General features: G+C 61.2%; 15 protein-coding genes. 9 read left to right on the forward strand and 6 right to left on the reverse strand.

The features are described from left to right. Nucleotides 1-53 precede the first annotated feature (53 nt). On the reverse strand, nt 54-1,103 hold the full coding sequence (locus HNR46_RS03265) for a type II secretion system F family protein (RefSeq protein ID WP_184015743.1): 1,050 nt from the start codon (nt 1,101-1,103) through the stop codon (nt 54-56). A 56-nt stretch (nt 1,104-1,159) separates the two neighbouring features. Here HNR46_RS03265 and HNR46_RS03270 point away from each other — a divergent pair, with 56 nt between their 5' ends. From HNR46_RS03270 to serS, 9 genes are all read left to right on the forward strand, one after another. After that, nucleotides 1,160-1,888: a superoxide dismutase gene (locus tag HNR46_RS03270; protein WP_184015744.1), complete on the forward strand. Its 729-nt coding sequence runs from the start codon at nt 1,160-1,162 to the stop codon at nt 1,886-1,888. Between the two features lie 173 nt (nt 1,889-2,061). Next, nucleotides 2,062-4,428 carry a heavy metal translocating P-type ATPase metal-binding domain-containing protein gene (locus tag HNR46_RS03275; RefSeq protein WP_184015745.1) on the forward strand — a complete coding sequence of 789 codons (2,367 nt, stop codon included), beginning with the start codon at nt 2,062-2,064 and terminating at the stop codon, nt 4,426-4,428. A gap of 176 nt (nt 4,429-4,604) precedes the next feature. After that, nucleotides 4,605-6,464 carry a DUF1549 domain-containing protein gene (locus HNR46_RS03280; protein ID WP_184015747.1) on the forward strand — a complete coding sequence of 620 codons (1,860 nt, stop codon included), beginning with the start codon at nt 4,605-4,607 and terminating at the stop codon, nt 6,462-6,464. After that, nucleotides 6,461-7,924 (forward strand): DUF1501 domain-containing protein, encoded by a 1,464-nt coding sequence (locus HNR46_RS03285; RefSeq protein WP_184015749.1) that lies wholly within the window; start codon nt 6,461-6,463, stop codon nt 7,922-7,924. The genes HNR46_RS03280 and HNR46_RS03285 overlap by 4 nt, the downstream gene beginning before the upstream one ends. Nucleotides 7,925-8,067: 143 nt before the next feature. Continuing rightward, a complete protein-coding gene (locus HNR46_RS03290; protein WP_184015751.1) occupies nt 8,068-8,562 on the forward strand; it encodes a hypothetical protein in 495 nt (164 codons plus the stop codon). Nucleotides 8,563-8,625: 63 nt separating this feature from the next. Continuing rightward, nucleotides 8,626-10,287, forward strand: a complete 1,662-nt coding sequence (locus tag HNR46_RS03295; protein WP_184015753.1) for a 3-keto-disaccharide hydrolase — start codon at nt 8,626-8,628, stop codon at nt 10,285-10,287. A gap of 71 nt (nt 10,288-10,358) precedes the next feature. After that, entirely contained in the window at nt 10,359-11,270 is a 912-nt protein-coding gene (locus HNR46_RS03300; RefSeq protein WP_184015755.1) for a helix-turn-helix domain-containing protein, read from the forward strand. Between the two features lie 78 nt (nt 11,271-11,348). Then, entirely contained in the window at nt 11,349-13,706 is a 2,358-nt protein-coding gene (locus tag HNR46_RS03305) for a protein kinase domain-containing protein (RefSeq protein WP_184015757.1), read from the forward strand. A 78-nt stretch (nt 13,707-13,784) separates the two neighbouring features. Further along, nucleotides 13,785-15,065 carry a serine--tRNA ligase gene (gene serS, locus HNR46_RS03310; protein ID WP_184015759.1) on the forward strand — a complete coding sequence of 427 codons (1,281 nt, stop codon included), beginning with the start codon at nt 13,785-13,787 and terminating at the stop codon, nt 15,063-15,065. 71 nt (nt 15,066-15,136) lie between these two features. On the opposite strand, the gene rph is transcribed toward serS, so the two are convergent. The 5 genes from rph to HNR46_RS03335 all read right to left on the reverse strand — a co-directional run bounded on the left by rph (nt 15,137) and on the right by HNR46_RS03335 (nt 20,061). Further along, nucleotides 15,137-15,922: a ribonuclease PH gene (gene rph / locus HNR46_RS03315; RefSeq protein WP_184015761.1), complete on the reverse strand. Its 786-nt coding sequence runs from the start codon at nt 15,920-15,922 to the stop codon at nt 15,137-15,139. A 76-nt stretch (nt 15,923-15,998) separates the two neighbouring features. Beyond that, entirely contained in the window at nt 15,999-16,460 is a 462-nt protein-coding gene (locus tag HNR46_RS03320) for a hypothetical protein (RefSeq protein WP_184015763.1), read from the reverse strand. Between the two features lie 29 nt (nt 16,461-16,489). Continuing rightward, nucleotides 16,490-17,329 carry a phytoene/squalene synthase family protein gene (locus HNR46_RS03325; protein ID WP_184015765.1) on the reverse strand — a complete coding sequence of 280 codons (840 nt, stop codon included), beginning with the start codon at nt 17,327-17,329 and terminating at the stop codon, nt 16,490-16,492. Between the two features lie 66 nt (nt 17,330-17,395). Next, nucleotides 17,396-18,661 carry a signal peptidase I gene (gene lepB / locus HNR46_RS03330; protein WP_184015767.1) on the reverse strand — a complete coding sequence of 422 codons (1,266 nt, stop codon included), beginning with the start codon at nt 18,659-18,661 and terminating at the stop codon, nt 17,396-17,398. Nucleotides 18,662-18,729: 68 nt separating this feature from the next. Next, a complete protein-coding gene (locus HNR46_RS03335; RefSeq protein ID WP_184015769.1) occupies nt 18,730-20,061 on the reverse strand; it encodes a CPBP family intramembrane glutamic endopeptidase in 1,332 nt (443 codons plus the stop codon). Nucleotides 20,062-20,066 lie beyond the last annotated feature (5 nt).

Raw genomic sequence — 20,066 nt, forward strand, 5'->3', positions numbered from 1 at the left:
TCCATCGTATTGCAAGGTAGCTGTCAAACCTAAGATCCGAGTTCGGCGAGCGTTCAGCCTCCAAGCTCTTCGATCAGGCCAAAATAGCCGGAGTAGAACCCCAGGATCTTCCACACCACAAATGCGACAATCAGGGCATATCCCAGCTTGGGAAGCATCACTGTGAGGCGATCGACCCGCTCACTGGCCTCGTTCGCGAAGTGTTTGGCCCAGCGGTCGAGATCCTGATCCAGAGTCCCCGATTCCTCCGCCGTGAGGTAGGAGCGCGAAAACGATTTCGGAAACGCCGGCTCCCCCACCATCAAGGGTCCGATGGCCATCCCCTCCTTCACCGCGGGGACGATCCGCTCGACCGCTGCCGTCAACTCTCCGCTCAACGACGCTTCCCCTGCCAATCGCACCGTTTCCTCCATCGGCAAGCCCGCCAAAACGGCCGCATGGTCGACGCGAGCATAGCGCGCCATCGCCAGAGACCTCCGAGCCTTTCCCACCCAGGGAATTCGATTCAGCGCCCGATCGACACCAGCATCGGTCGGCGCCTTCGCCAAGGCACTTCGCACCCACAGATACCCGAGCCCAATCCCACCATAGGCCAGCGCCAGCGAAATGCCCAAGCGCACCACCACCCGGGTGAAATCCAGCCCCTCCATCAAATCCCCCACCGGAATCGCCGCTAGCAGCATACCAAGGTGCAAGAGAACCAATGGATACACCAGTGCCTGCAATGCCTTGCGCCGTGCCGCAGCCAGCATCCCGAAATACTCCGCCAAATGACGATACGCAGTGGCGATCTTCCCGCTGCGCTCGCCCGCCTCAATCAACACCGCTTCCAACTTCGATACCTCCGCCGCTGCAAAGGCACCGGCAATGCTCCTCCCCTCCGCCAGGGCAGACTCCATCCGCTCCACCCGATTGCTTTCCGCTTCTTGAAGCCCCGACTCCACCATCAATCGCAGCGCCTCTCGGATTCCGAATCCCGCCTCCGTCAGCTTCGCCAATTCCGAGTAGAACCCCTCCCTGCGCTGAAACGTCATTTCCAACATCTTTGCCAAGCTAAGCCATGCGCTTCCCGCTTCGCGAATGGAATCTTCCCGGCGCAGCACGCATCCGATGCCACTTTTTTTTGCGCATCCTGGCAGAGGTGCTAAGCAGGGGAATCATGCAAACTCCCATCTCCCGTCGCCGCTTCACCCAACTCACTGCCCTTGCTGCCGCGGCCGGAGGCAGCCTTCCCCGGTTGACTCGCGCCGCTGAAGCCACCCTTCCCGACCTTCCCTTCGCCTTCGATGCGCTCGAGCCGCACATAGATGCGATGACCATGGAGATTCACCACGACAAACATCACGCTGGATACGTCGCCAAACTCAATGCCGCCCTCAAGGAATCCCCTGACCTCGCCAGCCTGTCCCTCGACGACCTGATGCCGGCCATTTCCGGGATCTCCGACAGCTCGCTGCAAACCGCCGTCCGCAACAATGGTGGCGGCCACTGGAATCACCGCTTCTTCTGGGAATCCCTGACCCCCGCCAGCCAATCCGGAAAACCCGGAACCGCCCTCGCCGCAGCTCTCGACGAAGCCTTCGGCTCGCTGGCGGCCTTCAAAGAGAAATTCGGCGCCGCCGCCGGATCCCGCTTCGGCTCCGGATGGGCTTGGTTGATCGTCCAGGACGGCAAACTTGCCGTGGTTTCTACCCCCAATCAGGACAACCCCCTGATGAAAGGCATCACCCCCGCCGATGCCCTCGGCACCCCTATCCTCGGTCTCGACGTGTGGGAGCACGCCTACTACCTCCACTACCAAAATCGCCGTCCCGACTACGTCTCCGCCTGGTGGAACGTGGTCAACTGGGAAGCCGCCAACAGCCGATTCGAAGCCGCCCTCGGCTGATCCAATCCGGCTCCATCGCTTCCCTACCGGCATCGGCGGAACCTCCATGGCATTCCCCGATGCCGAGGGCATCACAGCCCTTCATCGCGAGCCCCGCCCGACCTCTCGCGGCCGCGGGCTCCGCACATCCTCTGAACTTCCTCAATCCTCGCATGGTCTGAGGCAAATCGCGCATGGATGCAGCGCTCGGCGGAGGCCAATCTCCCCTCGTCATGGCCACTTGCGAACACTGCGGCACCGCCTTCACTCCCTCTCGCCCCGAGGAAGTCTATTGCTGCCGCGGCTGTGAATTCGTCGCCGAAATGATCCGCGATAGCGGGTTCGATCGCTTCTATGACCTGAAACAAGGACTGGCCACCGCACCGGTGCGCTCGCGACCCTTCGAACAACACGATTTTTCCTGGCTTGCGCCCCTCGTGGCCGAGTCTGAAGCCCGCAGTACCGACGGCAGCGCCTCCCTCGATTGCGCGATCGAAGGCATTTCCTGCGTCGGCTGTGTGTGGCTGATCGATAAGCTCTTTGACCCCTTCCCTGGTGCGATTCGCTCCGCCGCCCACCCGGCGTCCGGGAGGCTTCACCTCGATTGGCAAGTCGGCCAGTGTGACCTCGAAAGCTTTCTGCGTGAGCTGACCCGCTTCGGCTACGTTGCCGGGCCAGTGCGCCGCGATGCCCCCGACCACGAGCGCCGACGCCTGGCCGCCCGCCTCGGGCTCTGTGGAGCCTTTGCCCTCAATGCCATGGCCTTCAGCCTGCCCGTCTATCTGGGCATGCCGGCCAGCTTTGAATTCGCCGGGCTTTTCCGCCTCATCGCCTTCATCTCTGCCACCCTCTCCATGCTCGTCGGTGGCACCTATTTCGTCGAAAGAGCCTGGCGCGCCCTCACCCTGCGCACCCTCCATATCGACCTCCCCATTGCCCTCGGCCTGCTGCTCGCCTATGCCGGCTCCATCGTCGGCTGGGCCCTCGGCCTCGAAGGGCTCATGTACTTCGATTTCGTTGCCACCTTCGTCTTCCTCATGCTCGGCGGACGCTTCTTGCAAACCGCCGCCGTCGATCGCAATCGCCGCCGCCTCCTGCGCAGCTCGCCCATCCCTCCATCCCTGCGCTCAGGGAGCGAAACCATTGCGCTCGAATCCCTGCAATCCGGCCAAACCTTCGAGCTCGATCCCGGTCAGGCCACCCCCGTCGCCGCCACCGTCACCCATGAAGCCGAGGTTTCCCTTGAGTGGATCAATGGCGAGGCCGATCCCGTGCTCGTCCATCCCGGCACCCGCCTGCCAGCCGGGGCCATCCTGCTCTCCCGCCAACCGTTGACACTCACCGCCGCCGAGCCCTGGGCCGAATCCCTCCTCGCACGACTCGCCCGCCGCGACGACACCGAGCGCGGCTCTCCCCTATTGCAGAAAGTCCTCCGCGCCTACCTCATCGTCGTTCTGCTTTTCGGAATCGGCGGTCTCATCGGCTGGATCCTCCTCGGGGAACCCGCCACAGGACTCCAAGCCATGATCTCCGTCTTCGTTGTTTCCTGCCCCTGCGCTCTCGGGGTGGCCATTCCCTTGGCCGATGAACTTGCCGCCACTCGCGCCGAACGCCATGGAGCCTTCATCCGCACCGCCTCCTTGTGGTCGCGCCTACGCCAGGTGAAACACGTCGTCTTCGACAAAACCGGCACCCTCACCTTGGAGCGCCCTGTATTGCAGGATCCTGCCACCATGAGCGACCTCTCCGATGAGGCCGCCCTTGCCCTCGCACGACTCACCGCAGGCTCCCTCCACCCCGTGGGCCGGACCCTCCACGAAGCCCTAGGCATGCGCGGTCAACGATTGCTTGCAGCCCACGGATCCGGGAATCTCGAAGACCATCCCGGTCAGGGCGTTGCGCTCCGCCCGACTTCGGACGATCCTGGCACCTGGACCCTTGGCCGGGCGGGCTGGACCGATGCCATCCAAGACGGAGCCACGGTCCTCGCCCACCAGGGTCGACGCATCGCCGCTTTTCATTTTCGTGACTCGATCCGGCCCGATGCGCACCAAGCACTCGATGCCCTGCGCAACCGTCCCTGTGATCTGCACATCCTATCCGGCGACACTCCCGCAAAAGTCGCCCCCCTCGCAGCCGAACTCGGGATTCCCAGCAACCAAGCCATCGGCGGACTCGACCCCGATCAGAAGGCCGCCCGGGTGCGGGCCATCGACCACTTGGACACCCTCTATCTTGGAGACGGCGCCAATGACTCCCTCGCCTTCGACGCCGCCCATGTCACCGGGACTCCCGTGGTCGACCGCTCCCTGCTGGAAGCCAAATCGGACTTTTACACCCTGGGGTCAGGCCTCGCATTCCTGCCCGAACTCTTTCGCATCGCCGATCAACGGGCACGCGGTGTCCGTCACGCTTTCATCTTCGCCCTGATCTACAACAGCGCCGCCGTCGCCCTCTGCTTGCATGGCCACATGAACCCTCTCCTGGCAGCGATTCTGATGCCTCTCAGCTCGATCTTTTCAGTTCTCTTGGTCACCTTCCGAAATCGTCCCGCGGCCTAATCGAGCTCGCCCCATCCCCTCGAGCGCCTCCGGCAGCAGGTACGGCCAACCTCGTCTCGAATCGCATGCCCGAACCAAGGTCTCCTCGACCGATTTCCTGATACGTCTCGCCATCGCTTCCCGTAGCCACGTTTCGCAAATTCCGGGTCGGCCCCGGGATTTCTCCCTTCGTGGCGATGAGAGCTCTCGTATTCCTGCTGCTATTTCCCAGCTCAGCCTGGGCCGATGTCGACTTCGCGCATCAAGTCGTTCCCCTGCTCAAAAAGCACTGCTTCGAATGCCATGGTGGAGACAAATCCAAAGGCGGATTCTCCATCAACTCCCGCGATTCTTTCCTCTCCGACGACATGGCCGTCCCGGGCTCCCCCGAAGACTCGGAGTTCCTCACGCTCATCGCCGATCCCGATCCGGAATTCCGGATGCCGCCCGAAAAGCATGAACCCGTTCCCGAAGTGGGACAGCGCTTGCTGGAACAATGGGTCGCCGCCGGAATGCCATGGGAGGACGGCTTCACCTTTGGCAAACCCGCCTACGATCCGCCCCTCGAAGTTCAAGAACCCCCGCTGCCACCAGCTCACCAGGGCCGAGAGCACCCCATCGACCGCCTTCTCGACGCATGGCTGACCGATCACCAGCTTCCCGTGCCGCCCCCTGCCGAGGATGCCGCGTTTCTCCGCCGAGCCACCCTCGACCTCACCGGTCTGCTTCCCACCGTTGAAGAAACCCGGGCCTTTCTGGATGACCCCTCGCCCGACAAGCGAGACCGACTGATCGACCGCCTCCTCACCGACGACATTGGCTACGCCGATCACTGGCTGAGCTTCTGGAACGATCTCCTGCGCAACGACTACGAAGGCACTGGCTACATCGACGGAGGACGCCGCCAAATCACCGCCTGGCTCTACGCCTCCTTGGCCGCCAATAAGCCCTACGATCAGCTCGCCCGGGAACTCATCGCTCCACCCAGTGACGACCTACGGGGGTTCATTGATGGCATCCGCTGGCGGGGTGAAGTGAGCGCCGCCCAAAGCCAGCCCATCCAATTTTCCCAGAGCCTCTCCCAGAGTTTTCTCGGTATCAACATGAAGTGCGCTTCCTGCCACGACAGCTTTGTCGACCGCTGGAAACTCAACGACGCCTATGGGCTGGCGGCCATCTATGCCGGCAAACCTTTGGAAATGTATCGCTGCGACCAGCCGACCGGAAAGTCAGCCGCACCCCGCTGGTTGTTTCCTGAAATCGGCGACATCGACCCAGCGGCCGACCCAGCCACTCAACTCGATCAACTCGCCCGTCTGGTCACTCATCCCGACAACGGGCGCTTCACCAAAACCCTCGTCAATCGACTGTGGGCTCAACTCATGGGCCGCGGAATCAGTCATCCCCTCGACGCCATGAAAACCGAACCTTGGTCGGCCGAATTGCTCGATCACCTCGCGTGGCACTTCCGCGAAAACGGTTATAACCTCCGCGAAACCCTCGCCTACATCGCCCATTCTGCCGCCTACCAAAGCGCCGCGGCTCCAGCCGGCCCAGATGCCACCCCCTACCGTGGACCCCAGGCCAAACGACTCACCGCAGAATCGTTCACTGATGCCATCTGGCAAATCACTCAAAGCGGGCCCTCCTCCATCGATGCGCCCTTACCCCATGGAGGCGCCGACCGAGGATCGCGCCCGGTCCGGGCATCCCTGGTGAAAAGCAACCCGCTCATGCGGAGCCTCGGCCGCCCCAATCGCGACCAGATCGTCACCTCCCGGCCTGAAGAATTGACCGCGCTCGAAGCCCTCGACCTGTCCAATGACCGCACACTCGCCGAATGGCTGGAGAGCGGAGCCCACCACCTCGCCAGCCAAACCTGGCCCTCCCTCGACGCCCTCATCGACCACCTTTTCCTCTCCACCCTGAACCGCGAACCTACCGCCCCGGAACGCAGTCTTTTCCGGGAACAACTCGGTGATGAGCCCTCCCCTGCCGTCCTCACCGATGCCCTCTGGGCCCTCTGCATGACTCCCGATTTTCTTCTGATCCCATGAGCTTCTTTGCCGATCGCGACCCCCGCGAACCTCTCGCCATCACCCGCAGAGACTATCTCAAAAAGCTCACTGCGGCCTCCCTCGCAGCTTGGGCCGGAGGCGAACCACTGCGCGCGGCTGCCTCCGACTCGGACACGGAATCCGTCCTCCAGGCGACGGCCGACTCCTGCATTCTTCTGTGGATGGCAGGAGGCATGGCCGCTCCAGAAACCTTCGATCCGAAGCGCTACGCGCCCTACCAAACCGGAATGGATCTCGGCTCCGTGCTCAGCACTTTCCCCGCCATCGATACCGCGCTCGATGGCGTCCAGTTCTGTCAGGGACTTGAGGAAATCGCCTCCATCATGGATCGCGGCACGTTGATCCGTTCCGCCGTCCAGCCCGATCTCGGCAGCATCTTGCACTCCCGCCACCAGTACCACTGGCACACGGGCTACGTGCCTCCCCAGACGGTCGCAGCTCCCCACCTCGGCGCATGGATCGCCAAAGTTCTCGGACCCATCAATCCTGTTATTCCCGCCTTCATCAACATTGGCCAGCGCCTCGAAGGCATCGGGGAAAAAGAAGAACTCAAAGCCTTCACCACTGCAGGTTTCTTCGGCAGCGAGTATGGCCCAATGAACCTGCCCTTCCCTGAGCTCGCGGCTCGGTCAGTGCAACCCCCCGAAGGCATGACCCCAGGGCGCTTCAGCGATCGGCAAAAGTTCTACCAACGCCTGCTTGAGACGCACCCCCTGCATGACCAGGCCAGCGACCACCAGCGCGAGTCCCTCCTGCGCTCCATGGACAAAGCCTACCAGCTTCTCAGCTCCAAAGACCGCGACGCCTTCGATCTTTCCGCCGAGTCTCCCGAAACCCGCCAAATCTATGATACCAGCCGCTTCGGACGCGGCTGCCTTCTCGCCCGACGACTCGTCGAACGCGGTGCCCGCTTTGTCGAAGTCACCACCGAATACGAGCCCTTCATGCAGTGGGATACCCACGCTGCAGGACACGAAACCACCGCCCGACTCCATCGCGAGATCGACCGCCCCATCGCTCAGTTGATCCGCGACCTTGACTCCCAAGGCCGGCTTGACCGCACCCTGGTCATCGTTGCTTCCGAATTCAGCCGCGACGCCATGATGGAGGGAAAACCCGGCTCCAATGCCCAAGACCAGGCCGATCACAAAGGCTCCACCGTCCTTGAGCCCAAACACTACGGCCTCCACCGTCACTTCACCGGAGGCTCCAGCGTTCTGCTCTTTGGCGGTGGCATGCGCCGCGGATATTGCCATGGACGCACCGCCGATGAGCGTCCGCTGGTCGCCATCGAGAAACCTGTGACCGTCACCGATCTCCACGCAACTCTGTTCACCGCCTTGGGGATCAGCCCGAAAACCGAATTCGAAGTCGAGGGGCGCCCCTTCTATGCCACTGAGGATGGAAAAGGCACCGCCGCACGGGAAGTTTTTGCCTAATTCGGCAAGATTTCTGCTGATTTCAGGGAACTTTTTGGTCGATTTTGCCAAAGATGAGGAGTATCCGAAACGAGATTCAGGAATTTTTGAGATGGGTTCTCAGATTTTTGAAATCTCTTAACCTTTTTGCCGATTGGAACGCCATGTCGAAGAGCCTCTCCATCACCGGTTGGGATGCTGCCGCCACTCGCGGCGGAGAGAGAAGCCGGTTCCACTCTCGGTCCGCTCCTCGGCTGCTTTCGCAACCCTCTGAGGCAGAGAACTCGTTTCTCTCCGCTTGGCTCTGTGTCCCGCTCTTGTTTGGGGCCTTCGCCCTGCTGACCACCGCGGTCATCCTCAAGGAGCAGCCTCTCTTTTGGCGCAACGCTGGAGGTTACCCCATCTGGATGCGCGACACCGTGCGGATCTTCTTCTGGCCTTTCCTCATCATCTTCACCGGGTGCCTCGGCATGTGGTCCACTTGGCTCCTCGGAGCCGCCGCCAATCGCGGTCGGAGTTGGGGCAGTTCCGTCACCGCAGTCACTGGATTCTGGGCGGCTCTCGGCGGACTCATGTTCTACATGGTCTGGAACAACCTCGAAAATGTGACCGACGGCCACCACTGGCATTATCACAACCCTTCCAGCCTGGTACGCTGATCGGAGCAGATTTTTGACGCCTTGACTTGGCGGACCGGCAGAAACGGTTTGGGGTGGGGACCCATGCACGGGATTTCACCCATCTTTGCTCTCTTTCTCGGTCTGATTGCCAGCCCTCGGAGTTCCGCCTCCGACTGGCAACCTCTCTTCAATGGCCGCGACCTCGACGGATGGACCGTCACCCTCGAAAACCTCTCGCCCGGCGAGGACCCCGATCAGTTGGTCCAAGTTCATGACGGAGCCATCCACATGTATCGTGACGTGCCCGTCGGCCAAAAGGTCCCCTTTGGTGTGATCACCCACGAGCGGGAGCTCTCTCGATTTCAAGTGCGCTTTGAATACCGCTGGATCGGCAAACGATTTGCCCCGCGGGCCGACAAATTGCGCGATGCCGGGCTGCTCTTCCATGTCCAGGATGCCTCGACGATTTGGCCCACTTCCGTCGAATGCCAGGTGCAGGAAGGAGACACTGGCGACCTCATCTTCATTCGCACCGGGGGCCACACGTGGATGCGTCCGGAGACCTCCCCAGCTCCCGAAGGCGCCGGAGAAGCCGGTCAGCTCCCGGAAAATGGCGGCGTGCTCAAAATCTACGAACCCTCCTGGCCCTATATCGGTCGCTTCGAAGAGGCCGATTCCCCCTCGGGCTGGAACCGCGTCGTCGTCACCGTTCAGGCCGATGAATCGGCAGAGTTCACTGTCAATGGCCGCACCATCGCCCGCCTCGGTGGGATCGTCGATCCCCAAGGCCAGCCCCTCAAAAAAGGTCGCATCTGTCTCCAACTGGAAGGCGCAGAAATCGCCTACCGTGCGGTCGAATTCCGAGAAATCCCCGCTCCTCCCCTCATCGAACCGAGACTTCTCAGCCTCAGCGCCGTGCGGGATCAACCTGCCCAACCCGGCATCGTCCACCTCCGCAACCCGGGCACGACCCCCATTTCCCGCCCCTCATGGACAGGCAGCGATGCCGATTGCTTCGAAGTCCTCGAGGGGCCCGCAGAAGTCGCTCCCGGCGCTCAAGCCGAGTGGAAAATCGCCTTCCATCCGCGCCACGGTGCCCGTCGCTACTACGCTGGACTCCATTTCGACGTCCCCAACGCTGCTCCCATCACCCTCCCTGTGCAGGCCATTGGCCTCGATGCCTTTGAAGGAAAAAACGAACCGCCGCTTCAGCGCATCGTCCACGCCTTGGGCATTCCTCTGGACGTCGGCGGCCAAGCTCTGGAGCTCGACACGCGCGCCGCTCAGATCGGCCAAAGCCTCGCCCATCCACAGTTCGTGGCGGCGGGAGAAGGCAAGATTCGTATCACCCCACTAGCCCGCTTCTCCCCCCCCGGGGAAACCCCCTGGGGATTCACCCTTCAGGACCCCAGCCAGAACCAGGAGGTCGCCCGAATGGCCGGTCCTGCGATAGCGGCCGATGCCCACCAATGCCTCCTTCCACCCCTATCCGACGGCCAAGCCACCATCGAAATTGCGCCACCGGCCAGCCCCTTCGGATTCTTCATGGCGGGGCATCACTACGTCTCCTATACCGATGCGAATCGGCCTTCCGATGCCCCCATTCCCCATGCCGCCCGCGTCTACCCAGTGCTTCATTTTCAGGGGAAACCCATGACCGACGCCTGGTTGGTCGGCTTTGAAGAAGCCAGCAATGGCGACTACCAAGATCTGGTGCTGCTGGTAGAGGGAATTCGCCCCCTGCCTGCAGACTCTCACGAATGAGCCTCAAATCTACGACTCACAGGTGTTGAAGGCTCGAAGATTTTCCGTTACCTAGCCAACGTCGACCAACCATGAACGCCGCCAAGGGATTCGAATCCACCCTCCACGAGCGACTCAAGCATTCTGAACTCTTCAAAGTTTATCAGGATGCTTTCCGCACTGCTACTGGGCTTCCTCTGAGGCTTCTCGGTGCAGACCCTGACCACTGGTGCCTCGACGATAACACCGTCAATCGCAGCCCGTTCTGCGAACACATCAACCTTTGCAAATCCGCCTGCGCAGCGTGCATCGACACCAACCGGCGGCTGATGAACGAAGTCGAAGTCGGCGGACCCACCACTTGCCATTGCTTTGCTGGCCTGACCTCGACCGCTGTTCCCGTCAAAATGGGCGCCACCATCGTCGGCTTTCTCCGAACCGGTCAGGTCTTCACCCGCACCCCCAACGAAGAGGATTTCGAAACCTTCCTCGGAAAATTCGGCCGCAAGCAACTCGCTGCAGATTCCGAACGCACCCTGCGCACCGCCTATTTCCAGACCCGGACGGTCAATCCCGACCGCTACGATAGCATGGTGAAACTCCTTGAGAGCTTCGCCCACCAACTTGGCCAGCACGCGGAATCCCTCGCCATCATCGAAGAGGGAAGCGAGCCAGCCGCCATCGCCAAGGCGCGCAAACACATCCACCAGCACCTCGACGAACCCCTTCCACTTGGCAACGTCGCCCGCGTCGCGGGCCTCAGTGAGTCCCACTTTTGCCGCCTTTTCAAAGACGCCACCGGCCTCACCCTCACCGACTACGTCAATCGCTGCCGCGTCGAGTGGGCAAAAAAAGAACTCCTCAAGCCCGAGAAGCGCATCTCTGAGATCGCCTTCCAAGTCGGCTATCAATCCCTCTCCCAATTCAACCGCAGCTTCGTGCGCATCGTCGGCGCCTCACCGACCCGCTGGCGACAAGAACAGCTCGAAAAGGCGGCATCGTGACCTCCCTGCCGCCCGGCAGGACATGTTTCATCGTTGCGGGCACGCCAAATCCGCACCAGTAGTTTCCCACGCGACGTCATGGAGGAACGCTACGAAATACGAGGAAAAATCGGGCAAGGCGGGCTCGGCTCGGTCTACCGTGCCTTCGACCGCCATTTGCAGCGCGAGGTCGCCATCAAGCGCATCCTCACCGCCAAGGATGGAGCGGATTCCGAAGAGGCCGCCCGCCAAATGACTCAGGAGACCGGCGCCCTCGCCGCCCTGCAGCATCCCAACATCGTAACCATCTACGATGTCGGCATCGACGATGACGGACCCTTCGTGGTCATGGAATTGCTGAAAGGAGAAACCCTCGACGAAATCGTCGAGCGAGCCCCCCTCACCGAAAGTGACTTCCTCGAATTTGCCCGACAGGTTCAGGAAGGCCTCATTGCCGCCCAAGACCTCGGCATCGTCCACCGCGACCTCAAGCCATCCAATGTGATGGTCAATTGGCTCCCCTCCGGCAAATTCCAGGTGAAGCTTGTCGACTTCGGCCTCGCCAAATTCTCGCCCCAGCCCAGCCGCCAGACCGTCGACCACAATGACTCGGTCTACGGCTCCATCTTCTTCATGGCACCGGAGCAATTCGAGCGCGCCCTGCTTGATGCCCGCACCGACATGTATGCCATCGGCTGCGTCTACTACTTCGCGCTTGCCGCTCGCTCGCCCTTTGAAGGGGAAACCGGTCCGCAGGTCATGGCCGCCCACCTCCAGCACCGCGTCGTGCCCTTGGCTCAAATCCGGCCCGATCTCTCGCAGTGGATCCTCGATTGGATCATGTGGCACATCAATCGGGACCCCCTTGATCGCCCGGAAAACGCCCGGGAGGCCCTTTCCTCCTTCATGGATCTTGAAACCGCAAACCGGGCCCTCTCCTCCGCCACCGGGCCCGTGCCCCCTCTGCCTCCCGTGACGCAACGCCCACGACTCATCATTCCTGGAGCCCAACTGCCCGAAGAATCCCCGCTCGAGCCCACTCCCGAAGCGCCTTCAACCAAGACGATGCCGCAGCCCATGCAGCCACCTTCGGACGCTCCACCCAGCCTGCACACGGCCAGTCAGCCGGTCAGCCCGACCCAGCCGGTCCCCGCTCCAGATGCGCCACCGCCCGCACCCGTCACCCAAATGGGCAAACCCAGGCTCCACGTTCCCGGCCAGCCCGAAGAACCCGCTGAGCTCGCACCCCCGGCCCCCGGCCCTCTTCCCTCCGCCAAGCTCTCCACCCCTCAACCTTCGGCCGCTCCTCTTCCTGCCTCCCCCCCAAGGAAAGCCTCCAAAAAGAAAAAAGGCATGAGTCCAGCCGCCAAGGGCGTGCTCATCCTCACCCTCGTCATTTCAGTCGGCATCGCCGGAGCCGTCCTGATTCAAAAACTCAAGGAGAACGATCGCAACGACCGCTACAATGCCCTCGTCGCAAAGGCAGCCGACACCGATGTTCACTCTCTCCCAGTCAACCGCGAACAACTCGACCTACTGCTCGACTCCACCCGCCTGGGCACCAACCGCACCCGACCCACCCTCTACCGCGCCCTCGCAATTGCCGAACCCAAAGACGGCACCGACGTCAGCGCCTACATCGCCGAATTCGCCACCACCCAACCCCTCACCCCTGAAATTCGCTCCGATCTTCTCGGCCAAGTCCTCGTCGCCAGGAAAAGCCCATCCGTCGTGCCTTTCCTCATCGACTACCTCAAAACCTCCCAAGACCCCGCTACCGCCACCGCGGCTTTGAAAGCCATTGGCGGAGTCGCCACCACCGATCAACTCAGACCGGTCCTCGACTTCCTCACCCATGCCGAGGTCGAATCCCTCCGCCGTGCTGCCGAAAACGCTGCAGCCGCCATCATCGATCGCGCCAAGGACAAACTCACCCAAGCCGTCGTCATCGATGAAGTCCTGCAAAAGACCGACTCCACCGACGCCCGGCGCGCCCTCATTCGGCTCTTTGGCCACGCCGGCGGCAAACGCGCCGAAGCCGCCATCCTCCAGATTCTCGATGGCGATGACAAACTCGACCAACTTGCCGCCATCGAGGCCCTCGCCGATTGGCCGGACGACAGCCTCTACCCAACCCTCATCGAAACCTTCGCTCAATCCGAAGGTGACCTCCGCCGCAAAGCCTTCGATGCCGCCCACCGCTTCGTTCTCGCACGCCCCGATCGCCCCGAAGATATCCGCCAAACCCAGTGGAAGCTCCTCGCCGACAAATCCATCACCGCCGCCGAGAAAATCTCCGTGATCCGCGGGCTCGCCAGCAGCGAAGCCTCCCCGTGGGCGGAGGAGATCGCTCAACATTTCGCTGATACCAGCGAAGAGGATGAGGTCATCGATCTCGCCGAAAAAGCCGTCGCCCACCTTCGCGAAAAGATCAAAATCAAGGACTCCAAAGAGTAGCCCGCTCCTTGAAGCACCGAAATCTTCAACGTTCCGCATTGGACGATCGGTGCCGGATGCTCTAAAGGCCCTCCCGCTATGCTCGACATCCGCGAAATCCGCGACAACGCCGACGCCATCATCGCCCGCCTCAATACCCGCGGCGGCGATTTCGGTCCTCAGGTCCGTGAAGTCCTCGAATGCGACGAAATCCGCCGCAAATCCGAGACCGAGCAACAAGCACTCCTTTCCCAACGCAAGCAGACGTCCAAGCAAATTGGCATGCTTAAGGCCAAGGGAGAAGACACCTCGACCATCGAGGCCGAAGTGCGTGGCATCAACGATCAGATCGCCGCCCTGGAAGAAACCGTCGTGCTGACCCAGGAAAAACAAGAGCGTCTCCTCAAGTTCATTCCGAACACCCCTCACCCGGAGTGCCCAGTCGGTGCCGATGAAACCGCCAACCCGGTGGTGCGCGAGTGGGGAGAAAAACCCGCAGTCAGCGAGCCCAAGGACCACCTCGAACTCGCCGAAGCCCTCGGCCTGATCTCCTTGGAAGACGGTGCCCGCATTGCAGGCTCCGGCTTTGCCGTCTATCGCGGCAGGGGCGCACGACTCGAACGCGCTCTCATCAACTTCCTGCTCGACCTCCAAACCACCCAGCACGGCTACGAAGAAGTCAACGTCCCGCACATCATCAAACGCGAGTGCATGGAAGGCACCGGCCAGCTCCCGAAATTCGAGGAGGACATGTACGGAACCGATTTCGATGGCGAACAATGCCAGATGTTCCTCGCTCCGACCGCGGAAGTTCCCGTCACCAACCTCTTTCGCGACACCATCCTCTCCGAAGAGGAACTGCCGAAGAAACTCTGCGCCCACACTCCCTGCTTCCGCCGCGAAGCTGGCAGCGCCGGTCGGGACAACCGCGGCATCATCCGCATGCACCAGTTCGATAAAGTCGAACTCGTCCAGGTCGTTCATCCCGACCACTCGTTCGAGATGCTTGAGGAACTCCTCGGCCACGCCCAGGCCGTCCTCGAAACCCTCGGCCTACACTACCGCACCATCGAATTGTGCACCGGGGACGTCGGCTTCTCCTCCACCAAAACCTACGACATCGAAGTTTGGGCACCCGGTCAGGGAAAATACCTCGAAGTCTCCAGCTGCTCGAACTTTGGCGACTACCAAGCCCGCCGCATGAAACTGCGCTTCAAGGGAGAAGACAAAAAGAACCGGTTCTGCCACACCCTCAATGGCTCCGGAACCGCTTTGCCGCGGCTCTACGTCGCCATCCTTGAGCAAGGCCAGCAGCCGGACGGCTCCATCAAACTGCCAGCGGCCCTCGTCCCATACTTCGGGGCCGAGGAAATCCGCTGAGATGCCTCCAGCCACTTTCAGCGGGCGCCGACCTCTTCCGTGCCCGCTGAAATGGCTCCCCTTCGAAAACCCTATTTTGAGAACGCGGCGGCCAAATCCGCGAGCGCTGGACCATCCGGACGATCCGCTTCCAGAATCGCGGCCTTCTGCAACGTGAACAGCTCGCTGATGCCCTGTGTCGCCAGGTCCAGCATCGAACCCATCTGGGCTCCGGTAAACACCGCTTCCTCGCCACTCCCTTGGACTTCCACGAACTCCAACTTCTCCGTCATCACCACGTTGAAGTCCACCGTCGCCGCCTTGTCCTCGGGATAATCGAGATCCAAAACCGCCTCTCCCTCATAAACTCCCGTTGAAATCGCCCCCACCAACTGTTGGAGCGGAAAATCCCTCAACTTCCCTTCCCCCATCAGCCGATTCAACGCAATCGCCAAAGCCACACAACCGCCTGTGATCGACGCCGTCCGCGTTCCGCCATCGGCCTGCAGCACATCGCAATCGACCCAAATCGTCCGCGATCCAAGCTTCTTCAGATCCACCACCGCCCTCAGGGCCCGGCCGATCAGCCGCTGAATCTCCGACGAACGGCCGTCCAGCCTACCCCGGGAAATATCGCGCGCCTTCCGGTCCAAAGTCGAATACGGCAACATCGAATACTCCGCCGTCACCCATCCGCCGCCCACCTTCTGCATCTTCATCCACCGAGGCACATCCTCCTCCACCGTCGCCGCGCATATCACTCGGGTTTGACCGAACGAAACCAGCACCGATCCCTTCGCATGTGGGGCGATGTCCGGCGTGAACGAAATCGGGCGAAGCTGGTCGGCGCGACGGCCGCTGGGGCGCTGAAGAGACATGCGGCAGAGTCAACGCCTCCAAGCACCGCCTGCCAAGGGCCAAAAAGCACTTCAGCGACCCCGCCCCAAGAAGCCCTCAGGGAACCCGGAAAATCTTCCCACTCGTCGGGTCCTTCGCCAGCTGCCCCGAACTAAAGCCCGTCACATCAATCTTCTTATACGGAGGATACGGACTCACCACCTGCCCCGGCGTCCCACTCGGATTCGCCGTCGGATAACTGGAAGGCGTCGGAGCCGGTGCCGACTGACTGGGTGGCGACTGCTGCGGCGCATACGCCTCCCCTGAACCATTCTCCGGTGCCGGGATGCCATAGCGATCGTAGTCACGTTGACGTCGCTGATTCTCAGAAATAGCTGCCGCCCCGGCACCCAAGCCTGCTCCCACCGCCGCGCCCGCGATCACATCCTGATGGTCGTCACCAAATGCCGCTCCCGCCAAACCACCGGCCACCGCCCCCATCACGGCGCCGCTTTGTTGATAAGTCGTGCAGGACGCCAAAGACAGCGCCACTCCGAGGATCGCGATTTTAGAGGTCATGTGCTCGATGAAACGGGAAGTCGTGGAAGCTATTCAGGTGAAAATCCGCTCCCGATGAGATGTTTCGAGAAAATCGCCAGCTTCCGCGCTTTGGAAAGCCGATATCGACGCGAAAACACCTGAAATCGATCGCGCCGCATCTTGTCCAGCAAAGCCGAGTAAATCGCCCGCATGATCTCCGCCGCCACCATCGTCGCACGATCCTCCTCCGGAAGACTTCGCGCAGCTTCTGCAAAATACCCATCGGCTCGGTCCGCCTCCGCCCGCATCAAATCGATGAACCGCTCATCGTGAATGCCTCCTGCCAAATCCTCCTCCGTGTAGCCATGGGCCCGCAACGTCGACAGCGGAAGATAAATCCTCCCGCCATTGGCCCAATCCTCCCCGACGTCCCGGAGAATATTCGTGATCTGCAGCGCATGCCCCAGCGAAACCGCGTAATGTTCCGTCTTCGGAGAACGGGCTCCGAAAATCCGCATCGCCACCAACCCCACCGCGCAAGCCACCCTCCAAGTGTATTCCGAGAGCTCATCCCAACTTTCGAATCGCTGCGGACGGAGATCCATTCGGCAACCTTCAACGATCGCCGCCAGCAACTCCGAAGGAATCTTTCGCCGCTCCTGCAATCCCAGAATCTGCCGTTGCAGATCATCCGGCTGCTCAAATCCCTCCCGCAAACCCCGCAACCAGCCTTCCAATCCAGCCTCTCGAATCTCCACCGGTTGGCTGAGATCATCAGCCAAATCGTCGATCACCCGACAGAAGGCATAAAAAATCACCGCATCATCCCGCCGATCCTTCGGCAGGATATTCAAAGCAAAAGCCAAATTCGACTTCGCCTGCTTGGTGATATCGGCCGCTTCGCTCATCCTAGGATCATTTTCCGGGAACCATGAACGTTTCAGCCGCGGGGTAACATGCGTGCTCTTACGGGCTCATTTGATGCGCCCCCAATGCCCTGATCCGAAGGGCCAGAGCGAAACCCAACCCGGACCAACAAGATTGAACTCGTGCACCGGACCCCAGAAACGCGAATCCAGAGAGTTCCCCGTATTGTCACCCAACGCGGCATACTCGCTCATCCCCTGCTTCGAGGATTCCTTCAACTCGAACACGTCCCCTGGCTCGATCAGCGGGGGACGTCGGAATTTCGTCGCATTGGCCTTGTCCGCCAAATGATAGCCACGGCGAGGATGTCCATCATAGTCGACCGCATACACCCCTTCCCGGTCAGCTACCCTTCGGATCCCCGGTGCTTGCACAATCTCTCCGTGATTCAACAAATCGGGCTCGTCGATCGACAAAGCATCCCCCGGCACCCCGCAAAGTCGCTTGATGTAGTGGGATCCACCCGACTGGGACGCCAAATCATGCCGCAAGTCCCCACCGGTGGGGAGACCGCGAGTATCGAACACGAAAACCTCACCACGCTTGGGCTGGCGGAAATGATAAGAAATCCGGTCCACCAACACCAAATCTCCCGAAGTGATCGAACCATTGAGAATCGCATCGCCCTTTCGGTAACTATTGGAGCGTCTTGAGATCCTGCCCAGCGGATCCTGCTCCAGCCGGAATCCCATCAAATCACCCACTTCCCCTCCCGCCGCCGGGATCTTCTCCTTGCTCCCATCCGAGAACGTCACCTCCGTCCGCGTAAACAAAAACCACGATGCATCCCGCGCGTCGACCGCCTGCTTATCCGCATCGGCGATCAACTTGTAGTACCGCTTGCCCTTGAACACAAAATCCCAAACTTGCTGGCCGATCCATGGCGCCTTGAAGTCGGCACCTTCATTGCGGATCACAATGCCGTTCAATGTCGGCTGCATGGATCCCGTCGGAATCCGAAACGGCTGGACGACGTACGTTCTCAAACCCAGCGCTACCACCAGGGCGACGAAAATCACCTCCAGGTTCTCCTCCCACCAAGTCTGGTGAAACACCTTCGAGGTCGCCCGTTCACAAGTATCCTGCAACTGGCGGCCCGCTTCCTCCGTCGCCTGACGATCTCCCCGCTGCAAGGCTTCCTTGAGGTCAGCGCGACGCGATTCGATTTCTGCAATCCGGTCCTCGGACAACAGGTCGCGCTTGTAGTGAATGAACTTCTTCGCGCCCTTGCGGAGGTGCTTGGCCTCCTTCTTCCATCCCGGCAGGAGGAAATTGGGTCGGATAAAATCCACCACATCGAACAGGGTGATCATGCGCGGGAGCATCACGGCGGACCCGCCAACTGGCAAGCCCGCTTCCCAGCGGCTTTGTACCTCTCTCTCTAAAGGGAATAGGGAGCATTGCACACCGGCCAGACCGCCAAGGTGATCAACCCATTATGAATGGCGTGCAAAATCATCGGCTCCTTCAGCGAGCCTGTTTGGCGATACAGCAAGCAATTCGCCGCCCCCATCAGAAACACCCCTCCAAAGCCCGCCACCCCGTAGTGATGAACCACCGTGAACAACCACGTGGAGGCAAAACAGGCCGGTAGCACCCCGAATTTCGCCCACAAACCACCAAACGCCACCCCCCGATAAACGATCTCCTCACAAATCGGCGCCAGCACCACGGCCGACAGCACCGAAAACACCAACCCACCCCAGCCATCCTCCTCAAAAGTCACCGAGGCCGGCTCAGGAAACCAACTCGACGCCAAAGGATACCAAAGCGATCCCAACAACAGCACCAACGACGACCAGCCAAGCAGGGGCTTCCACTGAATCGATCGCTCCATCCCAAACCAATGCCAGGCATCCTTCCACCGTGGCAACACCAGCACCAGCAACAGCCACGCCCCACCGATCCGCCAGGCACTGTCGAGCACCACGTCGACCACCAACCACCCCTCCCCAAGCACCGCCAGAAGAGAATAGATCTCGTCAAAAACCCAATTCATCACCAGGTCCGACAACAGCAAACTCAACAACAAGAGGCTGGTCGATACCCCCATCCACACCCGAGGCGCGTGCGTCCTCATCCTCAAGCCTCTCAACACGGCAGGCACTCCAAAGCCCCCGATCACCAAAAAAACCAAGGTGGCACCCGCCGCCACCAAAGTCCCGGCCACGATCCAGCGCCGCATTTCATCCCGCCATGCGAGCCCTTCCTTCACCCACTCAGGCCCGCCCTCTTGCGCCAAGCGACGGAAACTCTCCGCCTCCCAACGGTACCAGGGCAATCCCTCATAGTCCTCCGCCAGAGCTTCCCAGGCCTCCTCGCTGAGCGGCTCCCCCGCGTGCACCGCCTCCGCCAATGCCGAGCCCGTGCCATCTCCACGATCATCGAGCACCTCTAGCATCTCGTCCATCTCCGTCTCGTCCTGGAGGCCCCAACGCTCCAACTCCTCCTCCACCCACTCCACCGTGGGCTGCGAGCCGTCCACACCCAACAGCCAATCCACCCACGGAGAACTTTCCGGTCCCCCTTCCTCCAACACCAAAGACGCATCCGCCAGCCGCTCGGTGGCCTCCACATCGGCACTTTCCTCATCCGTCCCCACGTCCCGATGCCACTCCCCCATCACCCAAGCCAAGCCCACCAATACCACGATCCACCCACGAACCGACCGCTTCGAAAACCGCCGATACACCCTGAGTGCTGCCCCATTCATCGGGC

Source organism: Haloferula luteola (assembly GCF_014201715.1).
Taxonomy (GTDB): Bacteria; Verrucomicrobiota; Verrucomicrobiia; order Verrucomicrobiales; family Akkermansiaceae; genus Haloferula; species Haloferula luteola.

Excerpts from the sequence above, each read along its gene's own strand:
- HNR46_RS03335 (WP_184015769.1), bottom strand. The coding sequence starts at position 20,061 with ATGAATGGGGCAGCACTCAGGGTGTATCGGCGGTTTTCGAAGCGGTCG.
- HNR46_RS03305 (WP_184015757.1), top strand. The coding sequence starts at position 11,349 with ATGGAGGAACGCTACGAAATACGAGGAAAAATCGGGCAAGGCGGGCTC.
- serS (WP_184015759.1), top strand. The coding sequence starts at position 13,785 with ATGCTCGACATCCGCGAAATCCGCGACAACGCCGACGCCATCATCGCC.
- HNR46_RS03325 (WP_184015765.1), bottom strand. The coding sequence starts at position 17,329 with ATGAGCGAAGCGGCCGATATCACCAAGCAGGCGAAGTCGAATTTGGCT.
- HNR46_RS03280 (WP_184015747.1), top strand. The coding sequence starts at position 4,605 with ATGAGAGCTCTCGTATTCCTGCTGCTATTTCCCAGCTCAGCCTGGGCC.
- HNR46_RS03300 (WP_184015755.1), top strand. The coding sequence starts at position 10,359 with ATGAACGCCGCCAAGGGATTCGAATCCACCCTCCACGAGCGACTCAAG.
- HNR46_RS03275 (WP_184015745.1), top strand. The coding sequence starts at position 2,062 with ATGGATGCAGCGCTCGGCGGAGGCCAATCTCCCCTCGTCATGGCCACT.
- rph (WP_184015761.1), bottom strand. The coding sequence starts at position 15,922 with ATGTCTCTTCAGCGCCCCAGCGGCCGTCGCGCCGACCAGCTTCGCCCG.
- HNR46_RS03295 (WP_184015753.1), top strand. The coding sequence starts at position 8,626 with ATGCACGGGATTTCACCCATCTTTGCTCTCTTTCTCGGTCTGATTGCC.
- HNR46_RS03270 (WP_184015744.1), top strand. The coding sequence starts at position 1,160 with ATGCAAACTCCCATCTCCCGTCGCCGCTTCACCCAACTCACTGCCCTT.
- HNR46_RS03320 (WP_184015763.1), bottom strand. The coding sequence starts at position 16,460 with ATGACCTCTAAAATCGCGATCCTCGGAGTGGCGCTGTCTTTGGCGTCC.
- HNR46_RS03290 (WP_184015751.1), top strand. The coding sequence starts at position 8,068 with ATGTCGAAGAGCCTCTCCATCACCGGTTGGGATGCTGCCGCCACTCGC.
- HNR46_RS03285 (WP_184015749.1), top strand. The coding sequence starts at position 6,461 with ATGAGCTTCTTTGCCGATCGCGACCCCCGCGAACCTCTCGCCATCACC.
- lepB (WP_184015767.1), bottom strand. The coding sequence starts at position 18,661 with ATGATCACCCTGTTCGATGTGGTGGATTTTATCCGACCCAATTTCCTC.